The following is a 12,454-nucleotide window of genomic DNA, read 5'->3' on the forward strand; positions in this document are numbered from 1 at the left end:
CTATCCGTGGCAGCCTGGCAGAATCAGCACGGGGGTAAGATTGGCGAGCGTGGCAATGAGCGAGATCAGCCCGGTCCACCATCCGGCGCGTAAAAGGGCTGTCTCATCCCGGTTCAGGTCCGACCGCCGTCCGCTATGCGCGCCCCGCCACATCCAAAAGATTTGCACCATCGCCATGGCAAGCGTCAGCACGACGGCGGTGATCAGCAGATGGTCCTGCCCCAGCAGCGCGCGCGGCGCACAGGCGGCTGAGATCAGCGCGTAGATCAGCGTGAAATGCAGCGCCCAGAGCAGGGCCGGTTTGGCGATGCCTTTGGTCAGACCTCTCATATCGCGCCTCCTGCCAGCAGATAGGCCGCCGCCGTGACCCCGCCCATGATGGCCACCACCTTGGCGAATGTGGCGATGAGCAGGTTGGGCAGCATCTGCCCCGGCTGGACCGCGCCCACGGCTTTGCGCAGCGCATTGATGAGCGACCAGTAAAGCACCACGGCAAGGTATCCCGCCACGAAGGCGAAAAGCGCCCAGCCCACGGCGGCATAGGCCGACCCATAGGGATCAACCTCTTGGATCGACAGGAACAACAGCGCGCCCAAGGCGATGGCCCCCACGGCCAGTCCCAGATCGACGGCGATGACCGATTTGACCTTGGCCCCATAGGCCGCCCGGCGGCTGGCCCAACTGAACAGCAGCAGGCCCAAAGCGGCGAGGGCTGCCAGACCCGCCATGAGCGGATCGGCGGCGGGTGTCGTCTCGGCCCAATGGGGCTGGGTGTTCCACAGGTAAAGCCCGGCAAAGAGCAGTGAGGCAAAGAGCGCGGCGGAGATCAGCATGGTGCCCACCACCGCCAAATGCAGGTGACTGCGCGGATCGACGATATTGACAGGCAGGCGGAGTTTGCCCAAGCCGCTGTCGCGCAGCACGCCGCTGTCCGACGGCTCCCAAATCCACGCGGTGATCCCCGCCAGCGCGATGGCGAAACCGACCGCCACCAGCCAATAGGCCGAAGCCAGCGTCGCGCCAAAGCCAAGCGCCAGACCGAAGGCCGTGATCAGCGGCACCCATGTCGGATGGGGCAGGCGCACGATCTGCATCGGCGCGCCGGTCACGGGGTCATTGCCCATAGTCTCGCGCCGGTGGTCGGTGGTGGGGCGCAGCGCGCCTTCCACCTTATGCGCCGGGCGGTCCAGCAGCTCGGGCTGATCCCAAAGCGGCTCACGCGAGCGGACGGTGGGAATGGCGTGAAAGTTGAACCCCGGCGGGATCGGCGGATAGAGCCATTCGAGTGTGCCCGCGCCCCACGGGTTGCGCCGCGCCCGCAGCCCGTGACGCTGGTGCCAGAAGAAGTCGAAGACAAAGAGCACCACGCCCGCGGCGAGGATGTAAGAGCCGATCGACGACAGCATGTTAAGCCGGTCCCAGCCCAGCCCCTCGGGGTAGCTGGCGATCCGCCGCGGCATGCCGCGCATGCCGGTGAGATGCATCATGAAGAAGGTTACGTTGAACCCGATGAACATCAGCCAAAAGACCCAGCGGCCCAGCGTGTCCGACATCATCCGCCCGGTGAAATGCGGCATCCAGTAGTAGAGCGCGCCGAACATCGGGAAGACGAAGCCGCCGATCAGCACATAGTGCAGATGCGCCACCACGAAGTAGCTGTCATGGGCCTGAAGGTTGAAGGGCACGGCGGCCACCATCACGCCGGTGAGGCCGCCCAACACGAAGATGAACAGGAAGCCGAGGATGAAGAGCATCGGCACCTCCATCCGCGGTTTTCCCTGCGCCAGCGTGGCGAGGAAGCAGAAAATCTGTACCCCCGTTGGGATCGCCACCATCGTAGAGGCGGCGGAGAACAGCGTCAGCGACATCACCGGCAGACCCGTGGCGAACATATGGTGCGCCCAGAGACCGAAGCTGAGAAAACCCATCGTCACCACCGCCGCGACGGCAAACCCATAGCCGAAAAGCGGTTTTCCCACGAAGGTCGGCAGCATCGTGGCCACCATGCCCGCGGCGGGCAGGAAGATGATGTAGACCTCAGGGTGACCGAAAAGCCAGAACAGGTGCTGCCAAAGCAGGGGATCGCCGCCAAGCGCGATGTCAAAGAACGGCAGGCCCAGAAGGCGCTCGGCCTCCAGAAGGATCGAACCGATGATCAGCGGCGGAAAGCCTACGGCGATCATGAAGGCGGTGATCAGCAGATACCACATCAGGATCGGCATCTTGGTCAGGCTCATCCCCGGCGCGCGGGTGCAGAGGATCGCGGCGATGATCTCCACCGCCGCGGTCACGCTGGCGATCTCGGCAAAGGTGATGCCGATGAGCCAAAAATCCGCCGAGAGGTCTTGCGTATAGGCGCTGGTCGAGAGCGGCACATACATGAACCAGCCCCCCGCGGGGGCGGCGTCGAAGACGAAGGACGACAGCACGATGATGCCGCCAAACAGGTAGCAGTAATAGCCAAAGGCCCCGAGCCGCGGAAACACGAGGTCGCGCGCGCCCACCATGAGCGGGATGAGATGCACCGCGAACCCCTCGAGCATGGGGATCGCGAAGAGGAACATCATGATCGTCCCATGCATCGTGAAGACCTGATTGTAGGTCTCGGAATCAAGGAAGGTGTTGTCCGGCACGATGAGTTGGGTGCGCACCAGCAGGGCGAGGAAACCAGCAATCAGGAAAAAGACGAAGCCGGTGACGAGGAAGCGTTTGCCCACCACCCGGTGACTGACCGAGGACAGATAGCGGATGCCCGGTGGGGCGTCCCAAATCTGCTCGAACCCCTTGTCAGGCGCGCCCTTGGCGCTGCCGGAATAGGTTTGATCCTCGGGCAGATCCACGACATATGCTTTACGGTCCGTCATTTAAGGCTCGCCAGATAGGCCGAGAGCGCGCGCAGGTCGGGCCCCGGCAGATGGTTGTAAGAAGGCATCTTGGCCCCCGGTTTCATCGCGGTCGGATCCGCGATCCAACCCGCGAGCGTGCCTTGGTTCATGCGGTACATCCCCGCGCCAAGGCTGCCGCGCGCGCCCACGCGGGTCAGGTCGGGCCCAAGCGTTCCGGTCTCAGCCACGCCGCGGATGGTATGGCAGGCGGGGCATCCCGCCTCGACAAAGACATCGCGTCCGCGGGTCAACTCCGTGGTGGCCGCGTCTCGCGCCTCGCCACTGCTGCGTTGCATCCAAGCGTCGAAGTCTTCGGGCTCCATCACGACGACCTCAAAGGCCATCTTGGGGTGCGACAGCCCGCAGAACTCGGCACATTGCCCGCGAAAACGCCCTGTTTCGGTCGCCATGACCGGCAAGCTGTTCACCCGGCCCGGGATCATATCCATCTTGCCGGTAAGCTTGGGCACCCAGAAGGAATGGATCACGTCGCTCGATTTCAGCCGAAAGGTTACCGGGCGGCCTTTGGGAATGACGATCTCATTGGCGCCGCGCATGGCCCAGCCTTCGGGGTCATAGACCACGTCCCACCAGAATTGCTTGCCGGTCACTTCGATGACCAGCGCTTCTGGGTCTTCCAAGGTGATGCGTTGCAGGATGACGGTAGAAAAGCCCATCAGGATCAGCACCGAGACGAGCGGCAGGGCAATGCCCCCCGCCCAGATCCACCATTTGCGCGGCGCGAGCTTACCGGCGAGGACGCTCCAGACGAAGAGCAGCAGCAGCACGAAGACCACGCCGAAAGCGACCGTCATGCCGATGGTCAGCCCGTTGATCGCCGTGGCGCCGACCCCCTCTGGCGCCAGGGCGGATTGCACGCCGTATTCGCCAAGCGTGGACTGTGCGGTCTCGCTCATTCGCGCACCTCCGATCCCAGAAGATAGGCGGCAATGTCGCGCGCTTCGTCGCGTTTCAGACCAAGGTTCGGCATGGCGGTCTCAGGGCTATGGGCGGGCGGGTTCATCAACCAACGGGTCAGATCGCCGGGGCGGTTCGGCAAAACGCCCGCGACATAGGATTGTCGGGCGAAATCATGCAGGTCGGGGCCAACGGTGCCTTGGGCATCGCGCAGCCCCGGCACGCGGTGGCAAGCGCCGCAGCCATGAAGCCGGATCAGGGCAACCCCGCGCTGCGGGTCGGCATCCAGAAACCGGCGCGAGGCGGCTTCGTAATCCGGGGTCTTTTCCACCAGTCCTTGGCGAATGTTGATCCGGGCCCAGTCCGAAACCTGCCGAGAGGCCTCTCGCATCGGATCGGCCACTGCGGCGGCAAAGCTGCTTTGCGGCGGCAGGGCCGACCAGACCATCGCGAGGCCGGTCAGCAGCAGAACCGATATGACGGTGAAGACGCGCATGCCTCAGCTCACTGCGTCGGCGCCGTGGAAGGCTCCAACAGCGGTGACGTCTCGGGCGGCAGCGGCTGCGTCGGGCGGACACGGTTGTAATAGGCGCTGACGGCGTCGATGTCTTTCTGGGTCATCTTCTTGGCGATGGCGGACATGACGTTGTCCACGTCATTGTCGCGCTTGCCCTCTTTCCACATCTGCAATTGATGCGCCATGTAGCTGGCATATTGCCCGGCAAGGTAGGGCACCGAAGGCGGGTTGCCGAGGCCGCTTGGCCCGTGACAATTTACACAAGCGGGCACGCCGCGCTCAGCCGAGCCGACAGCGCCAAGCTGGCCGCCCCATTGCAATGTCATGCCGTCCACATCGCCCAAGGGCGGGGTGTAGGGAGCCGAGATCGTGGCGTAGTAGGCCGCGACTGCCTCCATCTCTTCTTCGGTCAACTTCTTGGCGATGCCCGACATGACACGGTTCTGCCGGTCGCCCGAGGCATAGTCCTTGAGCTGCTTATAGGTGTACCACCCGGCCTGACCGGCCAGCCGGGGGAAGGCGCCCGAGCCGTCGCCCGCGCCATCGCCGCCGTGGCAGGTGATGCAGGCCATGCCGCTGTCGCCCGCCTCGGATCCGCCCATGGCGACCAGCCGACCAAGTTCCAGCACATCGTCGTCGACCTCGGTGTTCACTGTCGCGTTGAAGCGCAGAACGTCGTCTTGCAAACGTTGCTCCATCGCCGAGATGCCGGGGGCGGCCTCGTAATTCTGGGCGCGGATGAAACCGGCGGAAATGCCGAGAACGGCGATCGCGCTACAGGTCGTCAGAACGGTACGGAATGTCATGGGGCGGTCCTTTCGATCTGTCTTAGGCATCCATCAAGGGGCCGGGGTTCGGCAGGTAGTCGCGTTTCATGTGTTCGAGTGTCCAATAGGCGAGGCCCATCAGCGGCCCGGTGGGGTTGTAGCCGAGGTTCTGCGGGAACAGGCAGGCACCGAAGACGAAGACGTTGTGATGGTCCCACATCTGGCCATAGCGGTTGACCACGCTGGTCTCGGGGTCGGTGCCGATCACCGCGCCGCCGACGTTATGGGTGGTCTGATAGGGGACGATGTCATAGTGGCTGTCGATCGCCGCGTTGTTGCTGCCGCTGACGGAAGTCACATTGTCCATCTCGCGGGCGACCTCCATCGCGCGCTGCATCACATAGTCCGACATCTTGCGGTCATTCTCGGGGAAATCGAAGGTCATGCGCAGCAGCGGGCGGCCATAGGCATCGGTCCATGTTGGATCGAGGTCGAGGTAATTCTCGGGCGTCGAGACCGAAGAGCCATGCACCACCAAATCGGCGTGATGGTTGTAGTTTTCGCGCACCGCGCGTTTCCACTCCGCGCCCCATTTCGGCGTGCCCTCGGGCACCGGCTGATAGCCGATGGGCCGGCCATGGTACTGCTTGCAGGCGATATAGCCGCCGCCGACGAAGCCCAGATCGCTATGGTCGAAATTGTCGCCGTTGTAATCGTCGATCACTACGCCGAGCGCGCCCGCGCCCATATAGGGGTCGGTCTTCACACTATCGTCGAAAAAGGCATCGACCCCGGCAACGGTCTGATAGCTGTAATTGCGGCCCACCACACCGGTGCGGGTTTCGGGGTCATAGGGTTTGCCAAGGCCGGAGACGAGCATCAGATGCACGTTCCACAGCGCATAGGCGTTCATGCAGATCGTATCGGCGGGCTGAAAGACCTCTTCGCCGTTCTCATCAAGATAGATCGCACCGGTCGCGGTCTTGCCGTCTTCGCTTTTCTCGATGCGCAGCACCTGTGCGTTCAGGCGGATCTCGAAATTCTCGTGGTCCTTGATCCGGTCATAGACGCAGATGATCGGGTCGGCCTTGGCGTAGTAGCCGCAGCCGAAACGCTCGCAAAAGCCGCAATAGGTGCAGGGGTGCAGCTGCGCGCCATAGGGGTTCACATAGGCTTTGGTCACATTGGCCGAAGGCATGGGGAAGGGGTTCAACCCCATCCGCTCGGCCGCCTTGCCAAAGAGCGTGTTGGAGATGGGCTGGCGCATTGGCGGGTTGGGGTAATCCGCGCTGCGCGGCCCCTCAAAGACGTTCCCCCCGGCAAGTGCGTCGCCGTTTAGGTTGCCAGCCTGCCCGGCGGCTCCGCAAATCCGTTCGAAAAAGTCGAGATGCGGTTCAAGCTCATCATAGGTGACGCCCCAGTCCTGAATGCTGAGGTCGGGGCCGATGAAATCCTTGCCGTAGCGCTCTTCGTAATGGCTGCGCATCTCAAGGTCAGAGGGCAGGGGCCGCCATAGCTGGCCGTTCCAATGGATGCCCGCGCCGCCAAGGCCCGATCCGGGCAGGAACGACCCCAGCCGCCGCATCGGCAGTGCCTGCTGGTCACGGTTATTGCGAAAGGTCAGCGTCTCTTTCTTGACGTCGACCATATGCTCGTAACGGTGGGCGTATTTGAGTTCGTCATGTTCCTCGGGCGCGCCGAAGGATGTGGCGGTATGGCGCTGCTTGCCCCGCTCCAGCACGACGCAGCGCTGCCCGGCATGGGCCAATTCGTAGGCGGCGGTCAGACCGGTCCAGCCGCCGCCAATGATCAAGACATCGGTTTTGGGAAGCGTTCTGGGTGCCATCAGTCAGACCCTCCGCCAATCGCGCGGGGCGGGTAGGGGGAGCCGCCACGATCATGGGCAATGCCGCGCGGCGGCGGCGTGACCGAACGTTCGTGTTCATCCACCCGCTCAGTGTAATAGGCATGCGCCCCCGGGAACCCGACCATGCGCCAGCCGGCGTAATCATGATTGCCCAGATAGATCGGATCGGCGAAATAACCCTGCCGCGTCAGCTTCCACAATTCGGCGATCAGGGTGCCGATAAAATCATCCCGGTTCGATAGATCTTCGACATGATCGGCGCGGGCGGTGGCATCCATCGTGGCAAAATCCCCCAATTGGCGGGCCTGTTCTATCCCCTGGCGGAGGAGTTGGGCCGGTGTGAACTCAAGCTGATACCCCTGTTCGGCCACAGCCCCATCGGGAAAAGGCGGCTCAAGGTAGAGCCCTTTCCCCGCGCCATAGGCCGTGGCCATCTGGTAATCGATAAAGTCGACGACACCGGCTTGCGAGGCCGAGGGAAACTCATCTTGGGGAATGAAAACATCGACCACGGCGGCCATCCACCGCGCTTCGTCATTCGTGAAAAACGCCCAAGGCCGATCATCGCGGGCGGCAAAGGCGTGTTGCACCGGCAATCCGACTGTCGCGGCACCTGTACCAAGTGCGATTTGGGCTAAAATAGCTCGCCGTGAAAAGAGCTTTGCCATAAATTGCGGCTCCGCTTGAAAAATAGGTCTGCATCACAACAACGGTAAACTTCCCGTGGGGTTCCGGAACTTTGTGAACTTTTTCACTAATTCGCGCGAACGGATCGCCCCCTCGCGCGTTGACCGGGCATGTTTGCAAGCCTTTCCACCCCGATCCTCTTCGCTCTTGGCGGCCTCGCCGGGCTTGTCATTCTCGTGACCGGCTACCGTATGACGGGGCTCAGCGACCAGATCGCGGACCGGACCGGCTGGGGGGAGGCGCTGGTTGGCGCGGCTTTGCTCGGCGCTGCCACTTCCATGTCTGGCACCGTCGTCTCACTGACCTCGGCGCTGGACGGGCGGGCCTCATTGGCCTTTTCGAACGGCATCGGGGGGATCGCGGCGCAGACGGCCTTTCTGGCCTTAGCGGATATGATTTACCGTAGGGCCAACCTTGAACATGCGGCGGCTGATCTGGCCAATGTCTTTCAGGCGGGGCTGCTGCTGCTTTTGCTGACGGTGCCGCTGATGGCCTTCACCGCGCCGGAGGTGGCGTTCTGGGGCATCCATCCCGCCAGTGTCGCGCTGTTCGCGCTCTACGCCTATGGCATGCGGGCCACCGCCCGGCTGCGGGAAGAGCCGATGTGGCATCCGGTATCCACCTCGGACACCCGCGCGGATGAACCGGAGGATGACGAAGAGGCCGAGAAACCCGTGGGCGCATTGGTGGTGCCCTTTCTGATCTTGCTGGTGCTGATGGGCCTCTCCGGCTTCGCCGTGGCGCGGATCGCGGCGGAAATCTCGGACCGGTTCGACCTGTCGGATACCGTGGTGGGGGCCACGATGACGGCGGTGCTCACCTCTCTGCCCGAGCTTGTGACCACCCTCGTCGCGGTGCGGCGCGGGGCGCTGCAATTGGCCGTGGGCGGGATCATCGGCGGCAATACGTTCGACACGCTGTTCCTGACACTATCAGATATCGGCTATCGCGACGGATCGCTCTATCACGCGATCACTGCGGATGACCTGTTTTGGCTCACCGTGGCGATGATGATGACGGCGGTTCTGATCCTTGGCCTGATCTTCCGGCAGCGCAAAGGGATTGGTTGGGAGAGTATCGGCCTTCTGGTGATCTACGCAGGCGCGCTTGCGGTGCAGGTTCTCTAAATTCACGTAACAAGGGAACTATCTCATCAAAATCCCGTTACTCCTATGATGATACCGGCTTTGCCCGACCGAATTTTCAGCAGGAGATAATCATGAGAAACGCGCCGCTTTTAGCAATTACGCTGATTGGCAGCCTCGCCGCCACGGCACTGCGATCCGAGACTGAGACACCGCAATTCATTCCCCAAGACACGATGATCGCCTTGTCGAGCCTGAATGGCCACAAGCTGTTTTTGCCCGCAAAGGATGAGCCGCTGGCCGAGATCGACCTCGAAGAATTGAAAGAACCCATGGAAGGCTGGACCATGGCCGGGCAAATCTCTGAAGTGGTCATCAGCCGCGATGGAACACTGCGCGGCATCATCGTCGATGCGGGCGGATTTCTCGGCAAAGGGGTCACGCGGGTGCTGTCCCTTGATGATCTGCGTTTCCTGCCGGACGCGGATGAAGTGAACGAGTTCTTCCTGCTCTATACCGGGCAGAAAGAAGACCTGAAGGCCGCCCCGGAATACAACGAAGACGACGTGCGTCTGCGGGCCGCCGATATGCGCGAAGGTGGCGAAAAGATCGAGATCGTTAAATTGAGCGATCTGGATTCGGAAGAATTTCTAGGACTCGCGGCCTTTGGCCAGAACGACAATTGGATCGGTGAGATTTCGCAGGTCACCTTTAGCGTAGATGGCCAGATCAAGATGGTGATCCTCGACATCGGCGGCTTCCTTGGCTTGGGCGAAACGCAGGTCGCCGTGCCGCTGGATATGATCGAGTTGCGCCGTTTGGGCGGGGACGATCTGCGAGCCTATGTCTCGGCGACCGAGAAGCAATTGCAGGAAATGGAGCCTTGGGAAGAGGATAACTGAGCCAGTGGCCGCGCGGGCCAACCTCGGAATTAGGCGCAAAGAATATTTTAGGAGAGCATGATGGAGAGCGCGAAATTTGATCTACACCTCATCGACTATGCGATTGTGGTGGCGTATTTTATCGGTGTCGTTGCCCATGGTATTTACGTTTCGCGCAAACAATCCGGCGGGTCCGAGGATTACTTCCTCGCCGGGCGCTCCCTGCCTTGGTATCTGATCGGCTTCTCGCTTTTTGCCTCCAACATGTCCGGCTCCAGCTTTGTGGGGCTGATGGGCGGGGCCTATGCGAATGGCGTCGTAATCTTCAATTACGAATGGACCGCGGCGCTGGTCTTGATCCTATTCGCGATATTCATTCTGCCGTCTTACCTGCGGGCCAAAATCTCGACCGTGCCGGGATTTCTGGAAGAACGCTATGACGTCCGTTCGCGCCGGGCGTTTTCGCTTTTCACCATCCTCGCCATCATGTTCATCGACACGGCGGGCGCGCTTTATGCAGGCGGTCTGGTGATCTCGAATGTCACCGGCTACCTCAATCTTTGGGCCGCTGTCGCCGTGCTGGCTTTGGTGGCGGGCATCTACACCATTCTGGGCGGTCTATCGGCGGTGGTCGTGACCGATACGGTGCAGGCGATCTTGCTGATCATCGGGGCCGCCGCCCTGTTCTGGATCGGCCTTGATGAGATCGGCGGCTGGGAGGAATTGTTCACCGGCACGCCCGAAGATATGACCCATATGATCCTGCCCGCGGACGATGATTTCCTGCCGTGGACGGGGCTTTTGGGCGTTATCTTGCTCGGCTTTTACTATTGGACGATCAACCAGTTCGTCGTGCAGCGGACGCTGGGCGCGAAGGACCTGAAAGAAGGGCAGATCGGGGCCATCTTCGCCGGTTTCCTGAAACTGCCGAACATCTTTTTGATGGTGCTGCCGGGGGTGATCGCGCTCAAGCTCTACCCCGATCTTGAGACGCCTGACCTTGCTTTCCCTACGCTGGCGTTTGAGCTGATGCCGATTGGCGTGCGCGGGCTGATCATGGCGGCACTGATCGCGGCGATCATGTCCTCGCTCGACTCCGCCTTGAACTCTGCCTCGACCTTGGTGGTAAAGGACTTTGCCGAGCCGATGTTCAACGTGAGCGAAGAGCGTCAGGTCTGGATGGGCAAACTGGTCACCGCGGGCGTCATGGTCTTTGGCGCGATCTATGCCCCGATGATTGCCGGGTTTGAAAGCCTGTTCAGCTATTTCCAATCCTCGCTGTCCTATATCGTGCCGACCATCGTGGTGGTCTATATCCTCGGCCTGATGTTCAAACGGTTGAACGGCAACGGCGCGTTTTGGACGATCATGTTTGGCCTCATCATCGGCATTCCGCTTTTCGTGTTGAAAGAGGTGACGAATTACTGGGCCTATATGGGGCTGCCGGAAATCCACTATACGGTGATGTCCTCGATCATGATGACCATCGGGATTATCCTGCATTTCGGTATTTCCTACGCCACCTCGCCGAAGGAAAAAGAGAATATCGAAGACCTCGTTTGGCAGGGGGAAGAGGCCAAGGAGATCTTTACCCAATGGGAGAAACCGCTGTGGCAGGATCGCACCCTCTGGGCCGGGCTGCTTGTTGTGGCCACGCTGGCGATGGTGGTTTGGTGGGCCTAAGCGATGGAGACGCTGGACCGCATAGCGACAGGTGTTGCGACGCAGCTTGAAGCCGCGCCCGATTTCGTCCGCCCCCTGCTTGCCGTGCTTCTGGCCTGTGCGGCGGGGCTGGCGGTGCATTGGATCGGATACCGTGTTCTCGACCGCGTGATCTCGGAAAAGAACATCACCGGGCGGTCCTTGCTGCGCCGGGCGCGCAGGCCGCTGCGCCTTGCCGCCGTGGTCGCAGCGCTTGCTTGGGTTCTGCCCAATGTGCGGCTTTACGGCTGGCAGGATGGGGCGGCGCATCTGTTTCTGGTCTTGCTGATCATCCTCGTCGGCTGGACGCTGATCCTGCTGACCAATCATTTCGCCGAACGCGCCGTGCGGCGGCATCGGTTGGACGTCGAAGACAATCTTTCTGCCCGCAAGTTCGTGACCCAAGCGCGCGTGCTGCGCCGGACCGTGACCATCATCTTGGGGATTTTCACCGCCGCTGGCGTTTTGCTGACCTTTGAAAGCGTGCAGAAATACGGGGCCGGGCTTTTCGCCTCGGCCGGGGCGGCGGGGCTGGTGGTTGGGCTGGCGGCCCGCCCGGTGTTGACCAATCTGATCGCGGGGCTTCAGATCGCCATCACCCAGCCCATCAGACTCGAAGATGTGGTGATCGTCGAAGACGAATGGGGCTGGGTCGAAGAGATTTTCGCGACCTATGTCGTCGTGCGTCTGTGGGATTGGCGGCGCATGGTGGTGCCGCTGTCCTATTTTATCGAAAAGCCGTTTCAGAATTGGACCCGCGAAAGCGCGTCGATCATCGGGACGGTGTTTTGGTATCTCGATTACACGGTGCCGATTGGCGAAATGCGCGCGAAGCTTGAGGAACTGGCCAAAGCCTCCCCCCTATGGGACGGGCAGGTGGTCAACCTGCAGGTTTCCGAGACCGAGAAAGACAGTATCGCCGTGCGCGGTCTTGTTAGCGCCCGGACCTCACCACAGGCATGGGATCTGCGCTGTGAAATCCGCGAGAAGATGATCGACTGGCTGCAAAAAGAGCATCCCCAAGCCCTGCCGCGTCTGCGCGGGAATATGGAGATCCGCAGCCGTGATGAGCCGGACATGTCATCGAAAGGTGAGGCTCCGGTGACGCCCTAAAAGGGCCCAAAGCCGACCAAGGAAACGAACAAC

General features: G+C 61.6%; 11 protein-coding genes. 4 read left to right on the forward strand and 7 right to left on the reverse strand.

Annotated elements, in window-relative coordinates; genetic code table 11:
- The 7 genes from ACGYLI_RS09705 to ACGYLI_RS09735 are packed head-to-tail and all read right to left on the reverse strand — an operon-like array spanning position 1 to position 7,544.
- Entirely contained in the window at positions 1 to 330 is a 330-nt protein-coding gene (locus ACGYLI_RS09705) for a hypothetical protein (RefSeq protein ID WP_067267230.1), read from the reverse strand.
- Positions 327 to 2,864, reverse strand: a complete 2,538-nt coding sequence (gene ctaD, locus ACGYLI_RS09710; protein ID WP_394419041.1) for a cytochrome c oxidase subunit I — start codon at positions 2,862 to 2,864, stop codon at positions 327 to 329. The genes ACGYLI_RS09705 and ctaD overlap by 4 nt, the downstream gene beginning before the upstream one ends.
- Complete coding sequence (gene coxB, locus ACGYLI_RS09715; protein WP_394419042.1) at positions 2,861 to 3,802, reverse strand: cytochrome c oxidase subunit II; 942 nt, start codon at positions 3,800 to 3,802, stop codon at positions 2,861 to 2,863. The genes ctaD and coxB overlap by 4 nt, the downstream gene beginning before the upstream one ends.
- Positions 3,799 to 4,299 (reverse strand): c-type cytochrome, encoded by a 501-nt coding sequence (locus ACGYLI_RS09720; protein ID WP_394419043.1) that lies wholly within the window; start codon positions 4,297 to 4,299, stop codon positions 3,799 to 3,801. Before ACGYLI_RS09720 ends, coxB begins: the two co-directional genes overlap by 4 nt.
- Positions 4,300 to 4,307: 8 nt before the next feature.
- Positions 4,308 to 5,126 (reverse strand): c-type cytochrome, encoded by an 819-nt coding sequence (locus tag ACGYLI_RS09725; protein ID WP_209217572.1) that lies wholly within the window; start codon positions 5,124 to 5,126, stop codon positions 4,308 to 4,310.
- A gap of 22 nt (positions 5,127 to 5,148) precedes the next feature.
- Complete coding sequence (locus tag ACGYLI_RS09730) at positions 5,149 to 6,933, reverse strand: GMC family oxidoreductase (protein ID WP_394419044.1); 1,785 nt, start codon at positions 6,931 to 6,933, stop codon at positions 5,149 to 5,151.
- Positions 6,933 to 7,544: a gluconate 2-dehydrogenase subunit 3 family protein gene (locus ACGYLI_RS09735; protein WP_394419045.1), complete on the reverse strand. Its 612-nt coding sequence runs from the start codon at positions 7,542 to 7,544 to the stop codon at positions 6,933 to 6,935. Before ACGYLI_RS09735 ends, ACGYLI_RS09730 begins: the two co-directional genes overlap by 1 nt.
- Positions 7,545 to 7,751: 207 nt before the next feature.
- Between ACGYLI_RS09735 and ACGYLI_RS09740 the strand changes: the two genes are divergently transcribed.
- From ACGYLI_RS09740 to ACGYLI_RS09755, 4 genes are all read left to right on the forward strand, one after another.
- Entirely contained in the window at positions 7,752 to 8,768 is a 1,017-nt protein-coding gene (locus tag ACGYLI_RS09740; protein ID WP_271692114.1) for a sodium:calcium antiporter, read from the forward strand.
- Positions 8,769 to 8,860: 92 nt separating this feature from the next.
- Entirely contained in the window at positions 8,861 to 9,628 is a 768-nt protein-coding gene (locus ACGYLI_RS09745; protein ID WP_394419046.1) for a PRC-barrel domain-containing protein, read from the forward strand.
- A gap of 60 nt (positions 9,629 to 9,688) precedes the next feature.
- Complete coding sequence (locus tag ACGYLI_RS09750) at positions 9,689 to 11,290, forward strand: sodium:solute symporter (RefSeq protein WP_271689221.1); 1,602 nt, start codon at positions 9,689 to 9,691, stop codon at positions 11,288 to 11,290.
- 3 nt (positions 11,291 to 11,293) lie between these two features.
- Positions 11,294 to 12,421, forward strand: coding sequence for a mechanosensitive ion channel family protein (locus ACGYLI_RS09755; RefSeq protein WP_394419047.1), 1,128 nt, complete (start codon positions 11,294 to 11,296; stop codon positions 12,419 to 12,421).
- The last annotated feature ends 33 nt before the right edge of the window (positions 12,422 to 12,454 follow it).

It is taken from the genome of Sulfitobacter sp. 1A13421, from assembly GCF_043557285.1.
Taxonomy (GTDB): domain Bacteria; phylum Pseudomonadota; class Alphaproteobacteria; order Rhodobacterales; family Rhodobacteraceae; genus Sulfitobacter; species Sulfitobacter faviae.

Coding starts and splice junctions, on each gene's coding strand:
- ACGYLI_RS09705 (WP_067267230.1), bottom strand. CDS start 330: ATGAGAGGTCTGACCAAAGGCATCGCCAAACCGGCCCTGCTCTGGGCG.
- ctaD (WP_394419041.1), bottom strand. CDS start 2,864: ATGACGGACCGTAAAGCATATGTCGTGGATCTGCCCGAGGATCAAACC.
- coxB (WP_394419042.1), bottom strand. CDS start 3,802: ATGAGCGAGACCGCACAGTCCACGCTTGGCGAATACGGCGTGCAATCC.
- ACGYLI_RS09720 (WP_394419043.1), bottom strand. CDS start 4,299: ATGCGCGTCTTCACCGTCATATCGGTTCTGCTGCTGACCGGCCTCGCG.
- ACGYLI_RS09725 (WP_209217572.1), bottom strand. CDS start 5,126: ATGACATTCCGTACCGTTCTGACGACCTGTAGCGCGATCGCCGTTCTC.
- ACGYLI_RS09730 (WP_394419044.1), bottom strand. CDS start 6,933: ATGGCACCCAGAACGCTTCCCAAAACCGATGTCTTGATCATTGGCGGC.
- ACGYLI_RS09740 (WP_271692114.1), top strand. CDS start 7,752: ATGTTTGCAAGCCTTTCCACCCCGATCCTCTTCGCTCTTGGCGGCCTC.
- ACGYLI_RS09745 (WP_394419046.1), top strand. CDS start 8,861: ATGAGAAACGCGCCGCTTTTAGCAATTACGCTGATTGGCAGCCTCGCC.
- ACGYLI_RS09750 (WP_271689221.1), top strand. CDS start 9,689: ATGGAGAGCGCGAAATTTGATCTACACCTCATCGACTATGCGATTGTG.
- ACGYLI_RS09755 (WP_394419047.1), top strand. CDS start 11,294: ATGGAGACGCTGGACCGCATAGCGACAGGTGTTGCGACGCAGCTTGAA.